This window comes from Cyclobacterium sp., assembly GCF_014762705.1.
In the GTDB taxonomy this organism is placed as follows: domain Bacteria; phylum Bacteroidota; class Bacteroidia; order Cytophagales; family Cyclobacteriaceae; genus Cyclobacterium.
Genome location: NZ_JABURL010000018.1, coordinates 19333 through 39644 on the forward strand (window position 1 = coordinate 19333; position 20312 = coordinate 39644).

Here is a 20312-nt window from a genome sequence, read left to right on the forward strand (position 1 = left end):
AAATTTTAATTATTTTTTATGAAAACAGTGGTGAAATTATTCATTTATGGGCTTTTTGCCACAGCATGTCTTTATTCCTGTAAGTCCTCTAAAACTATATCAGTACCATCCGACAAAACAACTGATAAACAAGGAAATGAGCATGCCGGTCGAACTTCCAATTCTGACCAAACCGCAGGAATCGAGGGGCAGGTTATTTGGGTAGAAGGTAATCAAATGCCCCAAAGTTCCGATAAAAAATCTCAGTCTTCGGCCTCCGGGAAGGGGAAACCTGCCAAAAGAACCATAAGAATACATCAACTCACGCATATCAACCAGGCCAGCCTGGGTGATTATCTTTTTGGAGATATTGAAACGCCGCTTGTCGCAGAAGTTGAAACCGATGAGCAGGGTTATTTTAAGGTAGAACTACCACCCGGCAGGTACTCTATATTCACCGTAGAGGAAAATGGTTATTTTGCAAACGTATTTGATCTGGACAGCTACATTCATCCTTTGACGGTGGAGAAAAGCAAATGGAATAAAATTCAAATACGCATTGATTACAAAACTGTTTACTGAACATAAAAATTTGATTTTCAATTTTTTAAAAGATATTCTTATCCATTGGAATAATTTTTTTTGATTAATTTCATCCTGGCATGCAACCATTCTCTGGCCAAATGTATCTACCTAATTGTAAGCCATAAATAATGCCAGCCAAAAACAGATTTACGGACGAATACGATTTGATCAAAGCTTGCCTAAAGGGTGAAAGATTAGCCCATAGGGAGTTGTACGAATTGTATTCCGGAAAATTTCTGGCAATATGCCTGAGGTACATCAAAGATCGGGATCTGGCTCAGGATGTTTTGGTGGAAGGATTTATGAAAATATTTGACAATCTGTCTCAATACAAAAGTGAAGGAAGTTTTGAGGGCTGGATGAAGCGAATAATGGTAACCCAGGCATTGCTTACGCTAAGGAAAAACAAAAAATTACGGATGGAAGTAGATTTGGATGGTCAAAATGAAGTAATTGATTTCAATACCGAGCTGTTTAATTCCGGTGCAGAAGAACTGCTACATGTAATTGCCACACTTCCTCTGGGCTACAGGACTGTTTTTAGCCTTTATGCCATTGAAGGGTATTCCCACAGGGAAATATCAGAAATGCTGGACATAGCCGAAAACACGTCTAAATCACAGTTAAGCAGAGCAAGGACCATGTTACAACAAAAGCTGAAACCTAATCTACAAAAAGAGAAGAAAAATGGAGGATAAAAAAAATAATCTGGATGATAAAATCCGCCAAACCCTCTCAGGGCATCATGAAACACCTGATGATTGGGTATGGGAGAAAATCTCGGACAGACTGGAAAAGAAAAGAAAGCCCATGCTTATCTTTTGGAAAGGCTGGGCAGCCGCAGCTGTATTGATATTGGGATTCAGCTGGTTTTTGCTTCAGCTTACTATTCCCGAAGTCAATAAACCCATCTCCCTTAATTCAAATGACAAAAACGAAAGCGACAAAACAGTTTTTAGCCCTGAGGAAAAGAATGATCTAACTGATCTGGCCGAAGTCACAGAACCTGAGGTAAAGGTGGAGAAGGAAAAGCAACAGCAAAAACCTGCCAACGGCCAACTTTCCAACCAAAATGAGACCGTAAAAGGTCAATCATCAAACAAGCCAAGGGAAAACACCAGCCCTTCCAGAAAACAGGAAGTGGCACTTGAGGCAAGCCCTGACATTTTACCCGAATGGAAAGAAATCATCCTGGTCCCGGATATTGACCTGGCATTGGAAGACACCCCGTCCGGACCGGATCCCGGAGCTGTTGCAGGGGAGGAAGCCTATACGGTAAGGATTGTATCCAGAGGATATGCCCTACAACCCGAAAAAGAGAAACTTGTAGATGGTCTGGAAAACAAAATCGAAGGCTTTTTTAGTAAAGTTGACCAGGGATTTGGCGATTTGCAAGACGCAAAAAACAATCTCTTCGCCTCCCTTGGTACCAAGAGAGAAAAAAAAGAAAACAGATAATCGTATAAACAACATCAACTATGAAAAAGTATGTTATCGCCATTCTACTTATGGCCCTAGTACAGCTGGCATTTGGAAATCCTTCCATTCCGGAAGATAAGCCAGTAAATGACAGCATTATCGTAGAGTTTGGGAAATCCGGTAAGGTGGTTTTTCTCGTGGACAATCCAGAGGACTTTGAACGGTTAAAAAGCATGGACATCAACCAGATCATCAAAGAGCTCAATATACCTGAAGCTGAAAACGATGGTGTAGTTACCGTAATAGAGATGAGACAAAAGGATGGCAACAAAGAAATAGTAAGTATTTATGAAAATGTAGGGGAGACAGAGGTCAAAATTGGCAGGTATAAAATCATTGTGGATGAAACAGGAGGTCGAACCAAAGTGAAGATGGAGACCGGCCCTAAAGAAAAAAAGGACCCTTCTTTCAGAACCTATCTCAATACTGATCTTGGAATCAACAGTTATTTTCAAAATGGCACTATCCCCGGTGCCGGGTCCCCTTTCAGTCCCAAAGGTTGGGGAAGCTGGAACGTGGGATTTCACTGGATGGCAAGTCAAAAACTCACCAAAGGTGCCTATTGGGATTTTGGACTGGGGGTTAGCTGGTATAACTTTAAGTTAGATAACCCCAGGTACCAGGCCATTGGCTCTGAAGATGGCATTACCATGGTCAACAGAACGGATGTCAATGGATTTAAAAGTAAAATATCCGCCTCATACCTTAACGTTCTCAGCATGTTCAGACTGGATTTTGGCAAACTTAATGACAACGGAAGAAATGGGCTCCGCATTGGTGTTGGACCCTACGCGGGCTATCGTCTGGGGGGTAGAAGTAAATTCGTGTACCGGGAACTCGGAGGCTCAGGCCGAAAAAAGGAAAAAGAACCCGCTGGCAGTTATTTAAGCAATTTCAGGTATGGCATAAGGGGAGAGGTTGGCTTTAAAAGCATTACCTTTTTCACCACTTACGATCTAAATCCATTGTTTCACGACAGCCTGAGCCCCGACTTAAGCCCTGTCAGTTTTGGAATAGTATTTTAATTAAATCCACTACTTTATCATGAAAAATCATTTTAAATTCAGTTTACTTCTATCTCTCTTGATTTCAATGGGAATGCTTTCGGTTCAGGCCCAGGAGCTCATCAAAAAGTCATTTTCAGGAATACAAAAGTTGGAAATTAAATCCTCTGGTATCGCCATAGCATATGAAGGTCAGGAAGGCCTACAGGAGTTGTCTCTCGAAGCTTTGTTGGGCAGCAATGAAATCTCCGATAAGTCACTGCTCATGGTGACTGTTGGAAATACCCTGAAAATCGCCTACAATCCTCCCAAAGGAAGCTGGAATTCAAAAAAACAGATTTATCTAAACGGTCCAGCCAACATGATTTTGGATATTAAATCCGGCTCTGGCTCCTTGGCGGTCTCAGGTATTACTTCCAGCGAAACTCATCTTGAAGTAAGCTCTGGCCAGATCAACGCCACAAACCTGACCGGGAATACATGGATCAAAGGCAGTTCAGGTAACCTAAACCTACAAAACATCAATGGAGATGTGACCTGTAGGCTGACATCCGGTAATGCCTCTATAGCAGATATAAAAGGCGATCTGGACTTTAAAGCAACCAGTGGACAGCTTAAAGCAGAATCCGTAACTGGGTTATTGAATGCCAGCCTTACTTCCGGAAACATCCGGCTGAATAGGATCGGAGAATTGGGCAGCCTGGAAATCACTTCCGGAAACATCAGAGCAGACCATGCCGGTTTGGGGAAATCTACTCAGTTAAACGGTTCTTCAGGCAATATTCAAATCAGCACGGCCAGTGATTTTGATCATTACAACTTTGACCTGCAGGCTGGATCTGGAAATATCCGGATAGACCGGCAATCCAAATCAAAATCTCTCGTGATCCGAAATGGAAATTTTCCAACAATAAAAGGTAGGATCAGCTCGGGAAACATCGTGATCCAACCCATCTGATACATCGGGAAAGGACAAGGTTTTTTAATTTTCTCTTCGGTTGATTTCAAAAACCATGTCCTTTTCTTCTTTTTTCAATTTCAAGGCTTTGATGATCCTGTCGGGTGTGGGTTTTCCGATTGAAATAAAAATCAAATTCAAGGCATAGGCAATGGTAAACACCTGATTATCAAAAATAAACAAGCCTGCTGCGCTCAATAATCCTGCCCAAAATAAACCCCAATACCTGCCGAATGTCGCTTTGCCATAATGGGTTAATTTTTCATTTAATGTCACAGGAGCATTCCTTATCTGCATTATTTTTTTGCGAAAAGCATAATACTGGAAAAATAGAAGGAAACCAACAAGTCCAAATATCACATGACTGAGTATTTGAGGAAGTGCAGGCATGTCAAATTGCATGTTCCCACTACTGGTATACAAATAGGCAAAGGAGAAAAACGGTAATGGAACAGCAATCAACAACAAAATTTTTTGCTCCATTAACCTGAATTTTTTCTTTAACTCCAAAATCAGTAATTCCCTATCCATTATTCAATCTGAATGACTACATCAGAACCCTTTGGTTTGGACGAACAGCAGAGGATATACCCTGATTTAATTTCCTGCTCGCTTAAACCGGCATCCTCATCCATATTTACTTCCCCCGAAATCAGTTTTCCCATGCAGGCAGTGCACAAGCCACTTTGACAAGAATAAGGCATGTCCAGGCCCTCATCCAGTCCTGCTTCCAGGATTGTTTTTTTAGGCCCTACATCAAAAGCATACTCCTCCCCTTCCAGAATGATTTTCACCGGTCTGCTGACCACATCTGTCAAACCTTCCTCCTGAGCCGATTTTTCTTTTTCCAAATGAAAACTTTCTTTCAGGATCAACTCTTTGGGTATACCCAGTTGCCGGAGAGCGTCCTGGCTGATATCCATTAATCCCTCGGGGCCGCAAACAAAAAACTTCTGATTGGCTTCAAAAAACTTGAAATTTTTCAGATAAAATTGTTTCACTTTTTCCTGATCCAACCTCCCCCTATCTCCTTCCCATCCTGCTTCAGGTTGGCTCAGTTGATGGCTGACCGCCAACCTGTCCGGGAATTTTTCCTGAAGGTCTTCCAGCAACTCTCGAAAAATGATCATTTCCCTGGAGCGGCTACAATACAACAAATGAATTTGTGCATGAGGCTCATTGACCAGAATGGATTTTAAAATCCCCATAATGGGGGTAATACCGCTTCCTCCAGCAATCAAGCCATAATGTTGCCGATTATCTGAATGATAGTTTGTTACAAAATTACCCAGGGGCTTCATTACCGCAACTCGCTTTCCGGGGAAGAAATGATCATTGATATAATTCGATACCAGACCACCATTGAGCCTTTTAACAGTGATCCCTGGAAATGGATCTACAAATGGGGAAGTACAAAGGCTGTAAGACCTCCTTTCTTGCTTGCCATTTATTTCTAAAATCAAGGTCAGAAATTGCCCTGGCTGGTAGTCCAAAAAAGGCTCAGGCTGCTCGAAATATACGGTCATGGTGTCTGCTGTTTCCACCACAGTTTCCCTGATTCTCAGGGTCAAATAATTGTCTTCTTTTTTGCTGGATTTTTCCCTATTGAATAAATTAAATAACATCTTTTTTATGGCTATATATTTATTGTCTTATCGTACAAAATTAACAGTCCTGCTTCATTTACCTAATGGCAAAAAAATTAATTTTATTATGCTAACTATCAGTGAGACTTTTAGGTTCTCCATTTGATTTAAAATATTTTCCCGGGGTATTGTAGCACTTCCATATCAATTAACGTAATGGTGGCAGAAGATTAAACCAAACTATTGAATGAAAGCAAAAATGTTAAACTACTTAAGCAACAACGGCACCTGGAGAAAGGCATGGATACTAATCCTATTGCCTTTTACTTTTTCCTGTTTGGATACCGATCAGGAAAACATTGACAATACCCCTACGGCCTATGTCTCTTTTTTCAATGGGACCAGCGCAGACAATGAAATCAAAATTGAGGTAGATGACAGGGTTTATGACCGGAAGTCATTTGATTTTGGTCAGTATATTGATTATTGGTATTTCTATACCGGGGAAAGAGATTTCTCCTTTAAAGATCCTGAAACACAGGAATCCGTATTGGATACCACCGTCAATCTGGAAATAGAAAAAGTATATTCCTTTTTTATGACAGAAGATGGATCACAAGTCAAAACCATTTTCACCGAAGACAGCCTCAAAACACCTGATTCCGGTAAAGCTTTGATCCGTTTGGTGCACCTTTCATCAGACAGCCCCGAAGTAAGTGTCTACCAAAGGGATGAAGATGACCCACTGATCGGTGATCAATCCTTTATGGATATCACGGATTTTGTACCTGTGGACATGGGGGAAACGGACCTTTTTATAAGATCCAATGACAACAGCGAGGAGCTGGCCAGAATCAACGATATCCATCTTCGGGAAGGGAGAATTTACACCCTTATCATCAGAGGAAAGGTGCAAGCCGACAGCAATTCTGCAGACGCCTTGCGCTTACAACTGATCAGAAACTACCCCAACTATTAAGTACCTGATAATTTGTTTAACTATTAAGGCTCTCGTTTACGGGGGCCTTTTTTATTTCAATAATTCCGGGAGTATCATCGGCATTTCAATAATAAAAATTAATTTTGTGCTTTAAAAAATGGATCCTTAAGAATATGGTACTAACCCCACTTACTGCAATTTCATCAATTGACGGCCGTTACGCTTCAAAAACAAGCCCTCTGATGGCATACTTCTCTGAATTTGCATTGATCAGGTACAGGGTAAAAGTGGAAATCGAATATTTTATTGCCCTTTGCCAACTACCACTGCCTCAATTGAAAAGTGTGACCCAATCCCATTTTAAATCCATCCGGGAAATTGAATTGCGATTTGAAGAAAAAGATGCCCAGGCAATCAAGGACATAGAAAAAACCACCAACCACGATGTCAAGGCAGTGGAGTATTTTTTAAAGGAACGTTTCTCTTCTCTTGGACTGGAAAAAGTATCCGAATTTATCCATTTTGGTCTCACTTCACAAGACATCAACAATACCGCTATTCCCCTAATGTATAAGAATGGCATCCAGGAAATTATCTTACCTGCAATTCTGGAAATTAAAGAAAAAATAACCAACAGATCCACGCAATGGGATACCGTACCCATGCTGGCCAAAACGCACGGACAGCCGGCATCACCAACGCGCCTGGGCAAAGAACTTCAGGTTTTCGTAAGCCGTCTGAACGGGCAGTTGGAACTACTCCATACCATACCCTATGCGGCCAAATTCGGAGGGGCCACCGGCAACATGAATGCCCATTATGTAGCTTATCCGGAAATCGATTGGAAAAAATTTGCGGATAATTTTGTATCTCAGAAACTTGGTCTTGACAGGAGCTTTCCTACTACCCAAATTGAGCATTATGACCATTTGGCAGCACACATGGATGCCCTTAAAAGAATCAATACGATTTTCTTGGATTTCAGCAGGGACGTATGGCAATACATTTCAATGAACTATTTCAAACAAAGTATCAAAGCAGGGGAAGTCGGTTCTTCTGCCATGCCGCATAAAGTGAATCCAATAGACTTTGAAAATGCAGAAGGGAATTTAGGTATTGCCAATTCCCTCTTCGAACACCTTTCCGCTAAACTTCCCATCAGCAGACTTCAACGGGACCTTACAGATAGCACTGTACTTCGGATTTTGGGTGTGCCCCTGGCCCATATGTTAATTTCCTTGCTCTCCTTGGGTAAAGGTATAGAGAAGCTTGAACTCAACACGGACACAATCAACCATGATCTGGAAGATAATTGGGCAGTGGTAGCAGAGGCCATTCAGACAATTTTGAGAAGAGAAGGATATCCTAAACCTTATGAAGCCTTAAAAGCCCTGACCCGCACCCACCATAAAATAAGCCAAGATTCATTGAAAGATTTTATTTCAACTCTGGCTGTGACTGATGAGGTAAAAGAAGAACTGTCAAAAATAAGCCCGTTTAACTATACAGGGAAGTAAAAACAAGGATTTATAATCCAATTTCATCGACCAAAACTTGACTTTTGTTAATTAAAAATAGAATTTTAATGTTTGTGGCCCTTCAGAAATCATTGGTCTATCAAAACAAAATTTTATTGAGTGATAAATTGAAATAATTTATTACTGGGGATTTATTTTTTAAATCGACAAATCGGTGAACCCTTTTGTATAAAATTTGCTTATGTGAAACATAATGAAAAATAATATCAGTAATTTTCCGTAAATTAAATCAGTATTCAAATTCAGGTCTAATTGGTTCTTGATAGGATAATTAGCTTATATACCCATTTTACCATTAATTTATCATGCTATGTTGAATAAAAAAGGATATTTTTCACATTTAGGATCGGATTTACCTGCCGGGCTGGTTGTTTTTTTGGTGGCGCTACCCCTTTGTCTTGGCATCGCCCTTTCTTCTGGAGCACCGTTGTTTTCAGGAGTAATTGCAGGAATTGTAGGTGGTATTGTTGTAGGATTCTTATCTGGCTCACATACCGCTGTATCAGGTCCTGCTGCAGGCCTTACGGTTATCGTATTGAATGCCATTGAGGACTTGCAGGCGTACGAACTCTTTTTAACGGCTTTGGTCATCGCAGGTATCATCCAATTTGTCCTGGGAATAATTAAAGCAGGAGTAATTGGCTATTATTTCCCAACTTCGGTCATCAAAGGAATGCTGGCGGGGATTGGCATCATACTGATTATCAAACAAATACCATTTGTTTTTGGTACTAACTCAAGCGAACTGGTAGAAGATTTTATTCCCCTGGTAAATGATCTGGAAGCCGTACTCGCCTTACAATCTTTAAGTGAAACCATTAATTTCGGTGCCGTTATCATAGCTGCTGTATCCTTGTTTATTCTGATTTTCTGGGAAAAACCTGTAATTAAAAATCACCGTTTCCTACAATTTATTCCCGGCCCATTACTGGCAGTTCTATTGAGCATTGGGATAAACAAAATCTTTAAATTCCTCATACCCGGTAGCGGTCTCTATGTTGATGCCCAGGATAAGGTAACTCTTCCTGAAATATCCGGATTTTCAAGCCTTGGAGAGCATCTGTTCTTTCCTGATTTTTCCGGGGTGTTTAATCCCGAAGTTTGGGTTATTGCCATCACGATTGCCATCATCGCCAGCCTGGAAACGCTTTTATGTTTGGAAGCTTCAGATAAAATTGATCCACAAAAGCGGGTTTCCCCGCCCAATCGGGAACTATTGGCTCAGGGAGCAGGAAATTTCGTCAACGGATTGGTAGGCGGAATGCCGATTACAGCTGTAATCGTAAGAAGTTCCGCAAATATCAATTCCGGCGCAAAAACCAAAATGTCAGCAGTATTCCACGGCTTATTGCTGCTTACCAGTGTCTTGTTGATACCCAATTTATTGAATTTGATTCCACTTGCCAGTTTGGCTGCGATTCTCCTGGTTATAGGTTATAAGCTTGCTAAAATATCTCTTTTTAAATCCATGTATAAATTGGGTTGGGACCAGTTCCTGCCTTTTCTGATTACCATTTTAGGTATCGTCTTCTTTGATTTGCTAAAAGGTATCGGCATGGGCATGATTGTCGGAATAGTGTATATTTTGAAAAGGAATTATAAAAATTCACACGTCTTCAAAGATTCCAGAGAAGACGACGAATCCATCATCCATATTATTCTTGCCGAAGAGGTGAGCTTCCTAAATAAGGGATCGCTGATCAAAACCCTCAAGGAAGTAGGCGAAAACAAGAAGGTCATTATAGATGGAAGCAATTCAAAAATCATCGATTATGATGTGATTGAAGTCATCAAGGATTTTCAGGTCAACGCCAAAGAAAAAAACATCACCGTTGAGGTAATTAATATCGATAAAGAAAACACAACTGTATTGAACTAACATTAGGCCCTCCAATATCCGTATTGGAGGGCCTTTTTTTTACTACTATTTTTTTAAGTCGGCTAATTCGCTATCAAGAAAAGGAATAATCAGGTGCCATTTCTCCCCATCCTGTCTGATTTCCAATTCCACCATTTCATTATTCTCAGATAAAATCCTAGCATCAGTTATCACACCCTCTTCTTTGGAGGGTACCAACAGCCAGACCAAATTGGTAGATTTCTCAATATTCGTCTGGTAAGTGCTGACGGTATTGGGTTCAAATAAATTATACTCCGGGCTGTACCATCCCTGTATTTCAGGAGTTTCCTGACCCTTAATCATCTGCACTACGTGGTTCAGATTGTCACCCACAGGCATGATGGCCAAATTCCCCTCCTGGTATTTGCCTGTAAACTGAAGCTTGTCCTGGCTTAGCCTGACATCCGGATGCCAGTGCCACAAAGCCATTATTTTTCTTGGTCTATCCGTGATCACCCTGTCCACCACCACCCAAAATGCTTTGCGCACATAAAAAAGGCTGCGCACATGGGTTACTTTTCCATCCGACTCCTCAAATTGATCAAAACTTTGAGAAGCATAGTCAAAATCTGTTGCTATTTTCACATAACTCTGATCCAATGCCTCCGCGGCATGGGTAGGGCCTGGTAGCTGTCCTTTTCCATCTATGAGCAATACATTGTGCCCCTTGCTGCTTTTGGCGTAGGGCCTGAATTTTTCTGCCACCGCACCAGTATAGGCGAACCTACCTGCATCAACCAAGAAGTCCTTTCCAAAAGCTGTCACTGAAAGATGCAATTTATCGTTGTGCTGGTGACCACTACCCCAGGGCCCCATATCAAAAAAAGACCAATGTGCCGATGCCTCAAATCCACTTCTGGAAATCAACTGGCCGGCCCAGGGAAAAAAGAAGGAAGGCCCCTCATTTGGAGCAATACCTGCTTCTCCATTACTGGCAATGAATGCCCAGCCCGGTTCGCTAAATTTTTCGGCTCCTTCTAAAATAAGTTCCCTGTCACTTCCCCTGTCCCCGTCATTGTTAAGGATACGGTGACCGTCCGGTCTCACTGCCTTCGCAATGTACCCATACATACCCTTTATGGTTTGGGTAAAATAAGCGGGAAGTTCACGGCCCGCAGTTTCACACAAAGATTGAAAAAGTTCAAAATTATGCAGGGACACATTGTGGTAGTGGGAGGCAAGCTCAGTCTGCACTCCATCAGGATAAACCTGATCCCGCATACTTGCTGTCATTGCGGCTATGGCATAATCCAACCAGTCTTCTGAAGCTTTGAACTCAGGAAAATAAGCGGCAATGGTCGCCAATGCAGAGATCTCCATGGTCAGCCAGTTATTGCCCCCATGAAAATTCCGGCTGTAATGGGCATGATCCGGCAGGCTGCTGAGGATTAACAAGCGGGTGGCGGGAGAAAGATATTCACTTTCCATCATGCCATAAAAAACCCTGGACCAGGCCTTGGCCCTGGCAGCAACCTCCAATCCCCGCCAAATGGATTCGTAACCTTTTTCTCCTGGATAAGGCATGCTCTTGATGATAAAATCCTTTAAAAATAAATCCATATAGCTGGCATATTTTGGATTGCCGGTTTCAAAATAGGCATTCATCACCTGCATCAATTGACTGTGCCGATTTGAAAGCCAGGCCCACTCCCTGTCATTGTTTGGCCCCTTATAGTACCAATCCCGATGTCCATCCGGAAGCAAAGGCACTTTACCTTTCACATTCTGAATGGTGAATACGTCTTTCAAAATGGTATCTGCTTCTGCTATGGTCTTGTCAGTTGATGAAAGGGGAAGTGTTTTTCGGAGGGAACGGGCATTATCCCCTTCCCTGTAGTACTCAAGTAAGTTTTCCGCTGCCAGTACCCAGTTTCCCTGCTCTTTGGCCTCTTTCACAGCGGCCAAATCGGAATGACTCAAATCCAGGTGGTCAAAGATACCCTTAACCGTTTCCGGATAAGCCTGATACAGATCTTCAACAGTCTGGATGGATTGCCAATCTTTCTGAGCGGATACTTCACAAACAGAAAAAAGAGTGAGAAAAAGAATCAGGAGGCAATTTTTGGATATTGAATTTTTAAGCATCACTTTTCAAAATTGTTGGTTATTAAATGTACTTAAAAACAGCAGAAAATACCTGACAATTCGGAATCCAAATAAAAAAAGCCTATCAGGTTTCACCTGATTCTTTTAATAAAAAGCTGATTATCAGTAAAAATTGAAATGTTAGTGGTGTTATAGAAAATCATAACAATTCCAATTTAATCCGATAACAAATCTTCTATCTCCTTTAATATCGTTTCAGCTTCCTCCTTTTTCAACTCAAAAGCCTCGTCATGAGAGGCATTGTTCAAAAAATGCTTCCAATGCTTTTCTGCCTTTTTCAAAGTTCGGGGGCTGATATCGAATTCGGTATAATCGAGATGAACTTTGGCCAATGCAGCCGCTTTGAAATTGCCAAAAAGGTATATGCGAAACAGATCCACAAACTTTTGGCTTAAATCAAATTCTTCCAATAAAGAAACCAACCCGCCATTATGTGCATGGTTAGTGGGCTTATGAATTACGGCCAATAAAGCATCTAATGATTTGTCACTCTCTTCCGGTATCATGGACAAAGTCTTTGCCGCCAAAAAAGCCTCTTCCATATCTCCTTCGTTCATTACCTGTATCAACTTTTGACGTACCTCTGGATTTCCCATCCGCGCCAGGTGCTCCCCGTATTTCAAAGGCTCTTCCTGATCCTTGTCCAACATTTTCTCCAAAAGGCCATTGATTTTTTGTTCCGTTTCTTCAGTCATAAGTATAATTTTAATCGATTTAAATCTTCTTTGAAGGTGAATTTTAGTTTATTTTTCAAAACAAAAAACAATCCCACAAAAATTCGGGGACTGTAAGACAAATAAAACCAATTTGCTTGAAGCAAGACCCATAAATCGACCCTCAATCATTCTCGGAATGGTTTTGCTGGTTTTTTTTGGGAAGCCGTCCTGCTTTTTTTAAAGCATCGTGAATTAGCCACTCCAGCTGTCCGTTGGTGCTTCTGAATTCATCCGCTGCCCACTTTTCCACAGCCTTCATTAATTTCTCATCTATCCTTAGGGCGAAGGGTTTCTTTTGCGCCATTTTATTATTTAACTATTTTCCAATTTTCCCATGCCGCCATCAGTTCTACTGGTTTTCGAGTGCTCAATACAAAACTACCCTTTTTCAGGTGAACCCTTATGGCATGCCTTACACTGAAGATGTAACGCCACTCCCCGCTCAGGCTATACCTGATCCCAATGCCTCCTGTTCCCCAAATTGCACGGGCAGAAACAGGCTCAATCTTCTGAATGCTCCCCCAGGAATACTTTTTCCAGGAATTGATAAAAGGCGGACTTTTAAAACTTAGCCCCCAATCATCCATCCTGATTTCCAGCTTCATCGTCAGTAACAACCAGAAAACCGAAGCCATTAACAGCATCAGCAGTGTCAGGGCTATGGTGCCCTGGAGATCTGCATCTCCGAATAGATCCTTCACCAGCAAAATGATGCCAAAAAGCAGCGAAAGAACCAGAAAAAGGGGAAGCAACCAGATTTTCCTCAAGTATTGCTCTTCCTTAAACACCATGTTTTATGGATTGAGGGTTCCTACATTCACCACCGGGCTGGCATTTTTATCCGAGCAAAGCACCACCATCAGGTTGCTTACCATAGCCGCTTTCTTCTCGTCCTCAAAATCGATGATTCCCTTGATTTTCAAATCTTCAAGTGCCATCTCAACCATGCCAACCGCCCCATCTACAATCATTCTTCTTGCTGCAACAATGGCTGTTGCCTGTTGCCTTTGCAACATGGCGGAAGCTATCTCCGAGGAGTATGCCAAATGGGAAATCCTGGCTTCGATCACTTTTATACCGGCATGTTGCAAGCGGTCACTGATTTCATCCTCAAGAGATTTATTTACATCCTCCACTCCGGAGCGCAGGGTTACTTCCGCATGTTCATCCTCAAAATTGTCATAAGGATAGGTTCCTGCCATTTTTCTCACCGCAGCATCTGCCTGCAAGTGTACAAAATTTTCATAGTCGTCCACATCAAAGGAAGCCTTGAAGGTATCCTCCACCTGCCAGACCACAATGGTACCCACCATTACCGGGTTACCGATTTTGTCATTCACCTTTAATGGTTTGTTTTCAAAATTCCTTACACGCAGCGAAATTTTCTTTTTGCTCATAAAGGGATTGACCCAAAAAAAACCATCTGCCTTAACAGTACCTTTGTAGGAACCGAAAAGGAGAAGCACCATGGCTTTATTGGGCTCAACTATGAAAAACCCGGGTAGAACAAGGAAAAACACAAGTGCCGCAGGAAGGGCTAAAATAAAGGCTTTTACCGCAAAGGCAAAAATCGTGAGGGCAAGAATGCCAATAGCTACCAGAATTAACAGGTATCCGGATTGGGGTTTGATTGTTTTTTCCATATTGATTTAATATTATTTTGATATCATTTCAATTATACGGAAAATTTTTTATTTGGTTTGGTTTAGCTGTGTTTATTATAATAGTTCAAACCCAATACCATCTGGCTTTTACTATTTTTCTAAGCTGCATAGGATTGCCCAATCCTGTCTGGAATAACCCGGAAAACAAGAATTAATCCGGGTGACCATTCTTTTTACCAACCTGAATAAAACATAGGGAAAGTCTAACTTAACCCTGCGCTATTTGAATAAAGTGAAAATTAGGTGGTTGGTTCAGGAAAGCTTGTCCGAAAGTGGAACATGAGTGTCCGGTTACAGAACCCTTAAGCATAATCTCGAGAGATAAAGTACTGATAATGTGACTGATAAAAAAATGGCACTATACTGGATAAATAGAGTATTTGAATGGTTTTAATCTGCGATTTTCCTTGAATTATCAATATCTTTATTACATTTAGTCCTTCAAGAGCCTTGTTTTTTTTACAATTAGCTGAAAATAATGTATCAGTTTTAGTTGTAGGAAATATTTACGCTTGAAGTTCAATACAGGATTCCAGGCTGCTTTGGTATTCAATCCGTTAATCATTAATACCATAAAATAACGCCTGTGCAGGCGATACAAGGAGGGATGATTATCCAACCTGCGGGATTCTCCCAAGCGTCGAGTTGGGACAAGCTAAGTGACCATTAAGAAATAACTATAAACAGATGAAAGTAAAAATCTCCATATTGTATATACTCCTATTGTCCTGGTTCGAGTTGAGGGCAACTGCGCAAATAGAAGCCCGAATTGCTCAATACCCGGATGTCTCTACCACATCCATTACATTTTCCTATGGAGGAGACATTTGGATAGTGCCAAAAAATGGGGGCCTTGCCCAACGGTTAACCAGCGCAAATGGAGAAGAATCGTTTCCCCGATTTTCTCCTGATGGATCTGAGATTGCTTTCAGTGCGAATTATGACGGAAATGTGGACGTATATGTAATGCCATCAAAGGGAGGTGTACCAAAACGAATCACCCACCATGGAATGAGTGACAGGGTAGTGGATTGGCACCCGGACGGAAATCACCTGATTTTTGCTTCCGGAAGGGAAAGTGAAAAACAGCGTTTTTCCCAATTTTACAAGGCATCTTCTCGCGGAGGACTACCTGATAAGCTTCCAGTACCCTATGGGGAGTTTGGGATGCTTTCTCCAGATGGACAGAAAATGGTCTATACCCCCAAAAGTCGTGCATTCCGAACCTGGAAGCGGTATACAGGGGGCATGACAACCGATATTTTCATTTTTGATCTTGAGAATTTTGCTGCCGAAAATATCAGCAACAGCACCTATAACGATGAATTTCCCATGTGGGCTGAAAACGGAAACATCTATTTTCTTTCCGACAGGGGTCAAAACCAACGCAGTAATATATGGCGATATGACATAAAAGAAAAGTCCTTGCATCAAATCACACACTTTATGGATTTTGATGTGCATTTTCCAAGCCTGGGATCCGGGGATATCGTTTTTGAAGCGGCAGGCAAAATTTACCTTTTGGATCTAGGTTCAGAAGAATATGAAGAAGTGGCCATACAGGTCAGTGCTGATTTGGCCACTTTGATGCCCCGAAAAATCAAAGTTGAAGAACATCTGGCCAATGCCTGGCTGGCTTATGATGGCAATCGTGCAGTGGTGGAAGCAAGGGGAGAATTATTTTCAGTACCCGCCAAAGATGGGGCAGTGATCAACCTCAGTCAAAGTCCGGGTGTTGCGGAGCGCTACCCCTCCTGGTCACCTGACGGCAGGTATATCGCCTACTGGAGTGACCGTACCGGTGAGTATGAACTAACCATCAGAGATATGGAGAGCCCCGGGGAGGAGACAACCTTGAGCGATTATGGGCCAGGATACCGTTATCGGATTTTTTGGTCGCCGGACAGTGAAAAAATGGCCTTTATAGATAAGACCATGACACTGTACATTTACGATCACAATACAAAAGTCACCTCCCGGGTCGATCAAATGAAATTCCTGTATGAAGGAGGATTGAGGAATTTTTCAATTTCCTGGTCACCTGATAGTCGGTACCTTACCTATGAAAAGGACTTGAGTAACCGGAAAACTGCCATAGCCATTTACGACTACCAGGAGAAAGCCCTTCAGCAGGCAACATCGGGTTTTTATGACGACCAAAATCCAGTCTTTGACCCGGAAGGAAAGTTTATCTTTTTTATAACACAAAGAAATTTTGACCCTGTATACAGCGATTTTGAAGGAAGTTGGGTATATGTCAATAGCAGTCAACTGGCAGCACTGCCCCTTTCAAGCGAAACGCCTTCTCCAATTTCCCCTAAAAATGATCATACCCCGGTAAAGGATGAAACGGAAGAAGCTTCCAAAGAGAATGGAGATACCACAGAAAAGAAAAAGACAGAGACAGCAACCACTACCATAGATTGGGATGGAATGGAGGAGCGTTTGGTGATTTTACCTCTTAAGGCTGGAAATTACAGGACTATGGGGGCTGCAAAAGGTAAAGTGACCTATCTGAAATATCCGGTGGCCGGGACCCCGGAGGCCAAGGCCGACCTGGTTTACTATGATGTGGAAGAAAGGAAAGAACATACCATTCTGACAGAAGTGGGCGGATACCAATTGTCGGCAAATGGTGAAAAGCTACTTGTCAATAGCAATGGATCATTGGCGGTAATCCCAATGAACAAAGACCAAAAAATAGAGGACAAATTACCCCTTTCAAAAATGGAAATGACGCTGGACCCAAAAAAGGAATGGAAGCAGCTCTTTATGGATACCTGGCGTTTTGAAAGAGATTTCTTTTATGATCCCAACATGCATGGGGTAAATTGGGAAGCCATGAAAGAACGTTACGAAAAACTGCTGAACCATGCAATTACCCGTTGGGATGTCAATTACATTTTGGGGGAATTGATCGCTGAAATTTCGGCTTCACATACCTATAGGGGAGGTGGGGATACAGAAAAGGCTCTTAGTAAGCAAACAGGTTACCTGGGTATAGATTGGGGATTCAAGGAAGGTGCATTTTATATAAAAAAAATCATTCGCGCAGCTGCCTGGGATACCGAGGCCCGTTCCCCCCTGGCCCAGCCTGGCACCAACATAAAAGAAGGTGATTTTATCCTGGCAGTCAATGGCATACCTTTGGATGCAGATAGGGATCCATGGGCTGTATTTGAAGGATTAGCAGAAGAAACAGTTGAACTAACGGTCAACCAAAACCCGGAAATTAAAGGTGCGAGAAAGGTATTGGTCAAGACCCTGGCCGATGAAACCCGGCTTCGAAATCTGGCCTGGATAGAATCCAACAGAAAAAAAGTAGCTGAGGCGACCGGGGGAAGGATCGGCTACATTTATGTGCCAAGCACGGGTCAGGATGGACAGGAAGAACTGGCCAGGATGTTTTACGCACAGTTTGACAAAGAAGGCCTGATCATCGACGAACGCTTTAACAATGGCGGCCAGATTCCCGATCGGTTTATAGAATTGCTTAACCGCCCTGCCCTTGCTTTCTGGGCGGTGCGTGATGGACAAACCTGGCAATGGCCTCCGGTGGCCAATTTTGGTCCCAAAGTAATGTTGATCAATGGGTGGAGCGGCTCCGGAGGGGATGCTTTTCCTGATTATTTCAAAAAAGCCGGTTTGGGGCCTTTGATCGGTACCCGAACATGGGGTGGATTGATAGGCATAAGCGGAGCACCAAACTTGATTGATGGTGGTAATGTGACGGTACCTACTTTCCGGATGTATGATCCTGACGGGCAATGGTTCAGGGAAGGTTATGGAGTCGACCCTGATATTAAAGTCCCGGAAGACCCGACCCAGTTGGCACAGGGAACAGATCCTCAACTGGAAAAGGCCATTGAAGAGGTGTTGCGTTTACTGGAGAATCAACCAAACAATATACCAGCCGTCCCAGCCTATGAAGATAAATAATGTGCATAACTTGTGTTTATTTCAAATTTATTTGTGGAAAAATTGTTTATAAATAATAACTTATAAAATTGCTATTGTAATAACAACTTGCTACATTTAACAGTATCAAGTAAGAGATAAAAGGCCGAAAGTAAAATTTCGGGCTAAGGTCAAATCACGGGATTGAGAACAAAATGGGATAAAACTTTAGTGTTGAAGCCTGAAACGGGAAACCGCAGACGTTCCAAAATTCAAGCTTGAAATCCGAAAGGATTTTTAGTAGTGGTTTAGATCCTAAGGCCATGAACCTGGGAAACTGGGAGAAAGTCACAATAACTGTAGCTTGGCATGATATAAAGACTACGGTCCTTACATTATGGAACGGGAAATATTCGCAAAGAATGCTTCCCGTTTTTGTTTTTCTACTTTTTCGGAAGCGTAGAGATTTTTATGCCTCTAATTAAAAAAAATATACCTTCCCTCCCCTGCCCTCTCAAACCCGTATTTTGTCATTCCTCATAATTTTTTATAAAAGTCAGAAGATAAAATCATTTTTTTATATATTGTCCAAAAGTTTTGATTAATCAACCTCAAACAATATTTAAAACTTCTAAACCCAATCTCAATGAACGAAAACATCAACAAAAGCGCACTCTTTAACGGGAGTTGTTTTGCTTTGATTACCACCGCCTTTACCTTTAGCATCAGGGCCGGCATCCTGCCACAGCTTGGCGAAGATTTTGGCCTTTCGGCATCTCAACTAGGCTTTATCAACTCCATGTGGTTTTTGGGATTTCCGATTTCCATGATTATTGGAGGGATTGTTTACCATTCTTTTGGTGCCAGAAACATCATGCGGGTGGCATTCGTTGCCCATACCTTGGGTATTTTATTGACCATTTACGCTGGTGGTTATACCACCTTACTGATTTCCACACTATTTATCGGGTTCGGTAACGGGTGTACGGAAGCAGCCTGTAACCCCATGATAGCGGATATGTATTCAGGGGTGAAAATGAACAAAATGCTCAACAGGTTTCACATGTGGTTCCCGGGTGGTATCATGTTAGGTGCCATCATTTCCAATGTGATGACCACCATGAATCTGGGATGGGAAGCCCAGATGTGGATCACCATGGTACCAACAGTGATTTATGCCGTATTATTTTATGGAAAAGCATTTCCAAAAGCAAAAGTGGAGGGAGCTACCTCATTGGGCAATAATTTTAAAGCATTATTCAGTCCGGTATTCCTTTTTCTTTTCGTTTGTATGTCCCTTACTGCCATTTCCGAGTTCGGACCGCAACAGTGGGTTAATATCGTACTGGCAAACAGTGGTGCAAATGCAATGATTATTCTTGCACTGACCACAGGTGTAATGGCCATCGCCAGGTTCTTTGCAGGGCCGGTTGTAGAAAAGCTGGGACAAACCGGCGTGTTATTGGCCGGGTCTATCCTTGCTACTATCGGAATTTACCTTTTCAGTATGGTGACGGGTGGGATTGCCTATTTTGTAGCCATCATTTTTGCCTTGGGAGTAGCTTACTTCTGGCCGGTAATGGTAGGTGCAGTAGCACAGCGAGTGCCACTTAGTGGCGCTTTGGGCATGTCCATAATTGGTGGAATCGGTATGTTTTCCACAGCTATCTGGCAACCTATCATTGGTGGATGGATTGATAGTTCCAGAGAAGAATTGTCTGGAAGGTTTTCTGGGGAGGAACTGGAGCTTATGGCTGGCCAGGCTACCTTACAGAACATGGCCTTATTTCCGGCCATCCTGATCGTACTCTTTATCATCTTTTTCTTCTGGCAGAAAAATTCCAAAAAAACGGAAATGGTGAGTCCTGTTTCACATTAAGAAAGAAAACATACACCAAATACTTTAGGGAGCCGATTGTTATCGGCTCCTTTTTTTGACTTTAAACACCTGGCGGCAAAA

At 42.0% G+C, this 20312-nt stretch carries 17 protein-coding genes; 10 read left to right on the forward strand and 7 right to left on the reverse strand.

Annotation, left to right across the window (positions count from 1 at the left end):
• The first annotated feature begins 18 nt into the window (after positions 1-18).
• The 5 genes from HUJ21_RS02750 (at position 19) to HUJ21_RS02770 (ending at position 4005) form a co-directional block, all read left to right on the forward strand.
• Positions 19-561 (forward strand): carboxypeptidase regulatory-like domain-containing protein, encoded by a 543-nt coding sequence (locus HUJ21_RS02750; protein WP_291367077.1) that lies wholly within the window; start codon positions 19-21, stop codon positions 559-561.
• A gap of 131 nt (positions 562-692) precedes the next feature.
• Positions 693-1262 (forward strand): RNA polymerase sigma factor, encoded by a 570-nt coding sequence (locus HUJ21_RS02755; protein WP_291367078.1) that lies wholly within the window; start codon positions 693-695, stop codon positions 1260-1262.
• A complete protein-coding gene (locus HUJ21_RS02760; protein ID WP_291367080.1) occupies positions 1252-2022 on the forward strand; it encodes a hypothetical protein in 771 nt (256 codons plus the stop codon). Before HUJ21_RS02755 ends, HUJ21_RS02760 begins: the two co-directional genes overlap by 11 nt.
• Before the next feature lie 20 nt (positions 2023-2042).
• Entirely contained in the window at positions 2043-3068 is a 1026-nt protein-coding gene (locus tag HUJ21_RS02765) for a hypothetical protein (RefSeq protein WP_291367081.1), read from the forward strand.
• Between the two features lie 19 nt (positions 3069-3087).
• Positions 3088-4005: a DUF4097 family beta strand repeat-containing protein gene (locus HUJ21_RS02770; RefSeq protein WP_291367082.1), complete on the forward strand. Its 918-nt coding sequence runs from the start codon at positions 3088-3090 to the stop codon at positions 4003-4005.
• A gap of 24 nt (positions 4006-4029) precedes the next feature.
• Here HUJ21_RS02770 and HUJ21_RS02775 read toward each other — a convergent pair whose 3' ends face one another.
• Together HUJ21_RS02775 and HUJ21_RS02780 are read right to left on the reverse strand one after the other, a co-directional pair.
• A complete protein-coding gene (locus HUJ21_RS02775; RefSeq protein ID WP_291367083.1) occupies positions 4030-4488 on the reverse strand; it encodes a hypothetical protein in 459 nt (152 codons plus the stop codon).
• A 47-nt stretch (positions 4489-4535) separates the two neighbouring features.
• The gene (locus HUJ21_RS02780; RefSeq protein ID WP_291367084.1) at positions 4536-5630 is read right to left on the reverse strand and encodes a ferredoxin--NADP reductase; all 1095 of its coding nucleotides are present in this window, start codon (positions 5628-5630) and stop codon (positions 4536-4538) included.
• A 208-nt stretch (positions 5631-5838) separates the two neighbouring features.
• On the opposite strand from HUJ21_RS02780, the gene HUJ21_RS02785 reads away from it, so the two are divergent.
• The 3 genes from HUJ21_RS02785 to HUJ21_RS02795 all read left to right on the forward strand — a co-directional run bounded on the left by HUJ21_RS02785 (position 5839) and on the right by HUJ21_RS02795 (position 9948).
• Positions 5839-6570 (forward strand): DUF4397 domain-containing protein, encoded by a 732-nt coding sequence (locus HUJ21_RS02785; protein ID WP_291367086.1) that lies wholly within the window; start codon positions 5839-5841, stop codon positions 6568-6570.
• 134 nt (positions 6571-6704) lie between these two features.
• Positions 6705-8048, forward strand: a complete 1344-nt coding sequence (purB, locus tag HUJ21_RS02790; RefSeq protein ID WP_291367088.1) for an adenylosuccinate lyase — start codon at positions 6705-6707, stop codon at positions 8046-8048.
• 331 nt (positions 8049-8379) lie between these two features.
• Positions 8380-9948 carry a SulP family inorganic anion transporter gene (locus HUJ21_RS02795; protein ID WP_291367090.1) on the forward strand — a complete coding sequence of 523 codons (1569 nt, stop codon included), beginning with the start codon at positions 8380-8382 and terminating at the stop codon, positions 9946-9948.
• Positions 9949-9993: 45 nt separating this feature from the next.
• Here the strand turns inward: HUJ21_RS02795 and HUJ21_RS02800 are convergent, their stop codons facing one another.
• The 5 genes from HUJ21_RS02800 to HUJ21_RS02820 all read right to left on the reverse strand — a co-directional run bounded on the left by HUJ21_RS02800 (position 9994) and on the right by HUJ21_RS02820 (position 14434).
• Positions 9994-12054, reverse strand: a complete 2061-nt coding sequence (locus tag HUJ21_RS02800; RefSeq protein WP_291367092.1) for an alginate lyase family protein — start codon at positions 12052-12054, stop codon at positions 9994-9996.
• Positions 12055-12230: 176 nt separating this feature from the next.
• The gene (locus tag HUJ21_RS02805; RefSeq protein ID WP_291367094.1) at positions 12231-12770 is read right to left on the reverse strand and encodes a HEAT repeat domain-containing protein; all 540 of its coding nucleotides are present in this window, start codon (positions 12768-12770) and stop codon (positions 12231-12233) included.
• A gap of 142 nt (positions 12771-12912) precedes the next feature.
• Complete coding sequence (locus HUJ21_RS02810; RefSeq protein WP_166142589.1) at positions 12913-13095, reverse strand: Arc family DNA binding domain-containing protein; 183 nt, start codon at positions 13093-13095, stop codon at positions 12913-12915.
• A 4-nt stretch (positions 13096-13099) separates the two neighbouring features.
• Complete coding sequence (locus HUJ21_RS02815) at positions 13100-13582, reverse strand: hypothetical protein (RefSeq protein WP_291367097.1); 483 nt, start codon at positions 13580-13582, stop codon at positions 13100-13102.
• A gap of 3 nt (positions 13583-13585) precedes the next feature.
• Positions 13586-14434 (reverse strand): SPFH domain-containing protein, encoded by an 849-nt coding sequence (locus tag HUJ21_RS02820; protein ID WP_291367099.1) that lies wholly within the window; start codon positions 14432-14434, stop codon positions 13586-13588.
• A gap of 708 nt (positions 14435-15142) precedes the next feature.
• On the opposite strand from HUJ21_RS02820, the gene HUJ21_RS02825 reads away from it, so the two are divergent.
• Together HUJ21_RS02825 and HUJ21_RS02830 are read left to right on the forward strand one after the other, a co-directional pair.
• On the forward strand, positions 15143-18394 hold the full coding sequence (locus HUJ21_RS02825) for a S41 family peptidase (protein ID WP_291367101.1): 3252 nt from the start codon (positions 15143-15145) through the stop codon (positions 18392-18394).
• A gap of 604 nt (positions 18395-18998) precedes the next feature.
• The gene (locus HUJ21_RS02830) at positions 18999-20231 is read left to right on the forward strand and encodes an MFS transporter (RefSeq protein ID WP_291367103.1); all 1233 of its coding nucleotides are present in this window, start codon (positions 18999-19001) and stop codon (positions 20229-20231) included.
• Positions 20232-20312: the final 81 nt, after the last annotated feature.

What these genes read in the sequence shown, in the direction of transcription:
- HUJ21_RS02750 (WP_291367077.1), top strand. Translation starts at nt 19, where the DNA reads ATGAAAACAGTGGTGAAATTATTCATTTATGGGCTTTTTGCCACAGCA.
- HUJ21_RS02755 (WP_291367078.1), top strand. Translation starts at nt 693, where the DNA reads ATGCCAGCCAAAAACAGATTTACGGACGAATACGATTTGATCAAAGCT.
- HUJ21_RS02760 (WP_291367080.1), top strand. Translation starts at nt 1,252, where the DNA reads ATGGAGGATAAAAAAAATAATCTGGATGATAAAATCCGCCAAACCCTC.
- HUJ21_RS02765 (WP_291367081.1), top strand. Translation starts at nt 2,043, where the DNA reads ATGAAAAAGTATGTTATCGCCATTCTACTTATGGCCCTAGTACAGCTG.
- HUJ21_RS02770 (WP_291367082.1), top strand. Translation starts at nt 3,088, where the DNA reads ATGAAAAATCATTTTAAATTCAGTTTACTTCTATCTCTCTTGATTTCA.
- HUJ21_RS02775 (WP_291367083.1), bottom strand. Translation starts at nt 4,488, where the DNA reads ATGGAGCAAAAAATTTTGTTGTTGATTGCTGTTCCATTACCGTTTTTC.
- HUJ21_RS02780 (WP_291367084.1), bottom strand. Translation starts at nt 5,630, where the DNA reads ATGTTATTTAATTTATTCAATAGGGAAAAATCCAGCAAAAAAGAAGAC.
- HUJ21_RS02785 (WP_291367086.1), top strand. Translation starts at nt 5,839, where the DNA reads ATGAAAGCAAAAATGTTAAACTACTTAAGCAACAACGGCACCTGGAGA.
- purB (WP_291367088.1), top strand. Translation starts at nt 6,705, where the DNA reads ATGGTACTAACCCCACTTACTGCAATTTCATCAATTGACGGCCGTTAC.
- HUJ21_RS02795 (WP_291367090.1), top strand. Translation starts at nt 8,380, where the DNA reads ATGTTGAATAAAAAAGGATATTTTTCACATTTAGGATCGGATTTACCT.
- HUJ21_RS02800 (WP_291367092.1), bottom strand. Translation starts at nt 12,054, where the DNA reads ATGCTTAAAAATTCAATATCCAAAAATTGCCTCCTGATTCTTTTTCTC.
- HUJ21_RS02805 (WP_291367094.1), bottom strand. Translation starts at nt 12,770, where the DNA reads ATGACTGAAGAAACGGAACAAAAAATCAATGGCCTTTTGGAGAAAATG.
- HUJ21_RS02810 (WP_166142589.1), bottom strand. Translation starts at nt 13,095, where the DNA reads ATGGCGCAAAAGAAACCCTTCGCCCTAAGGATAGATGAGAAATTAATG.
- HUJ21_RS02815 (WP_291367097.1), bottom strand. Translation starts at nt 13,582, where the DNA reads ATGGTGTTTAAGGAAGAGCAATACTTGAGGAAAATCTGGTTGCTTCCC.
- HUJ21_RS02820 (WP_291367099.1), bottom strand. Translation starts at nt 14,434, where the DNA reads ATGGAAAAAACAATCAAACCCCAATCCGGATACCTGTTAATTCTGGTA.
- HUJ21_RS02825 (WP_291367101.1), top strand. Translation starts at nt 15,143, where the DNA reads ATGAAAGTAAAAATCTCCATATTGTATATACTCCTATTGTCCTGGTTC.
- HUJ21_RS02830 (WP_291367103.1), top strand. Translation starts at nt 18,999, where the DNA reads ATGAACGAAAACATCAACAAAAGCGCACTCTTTAACGGGAGTTGTTTT.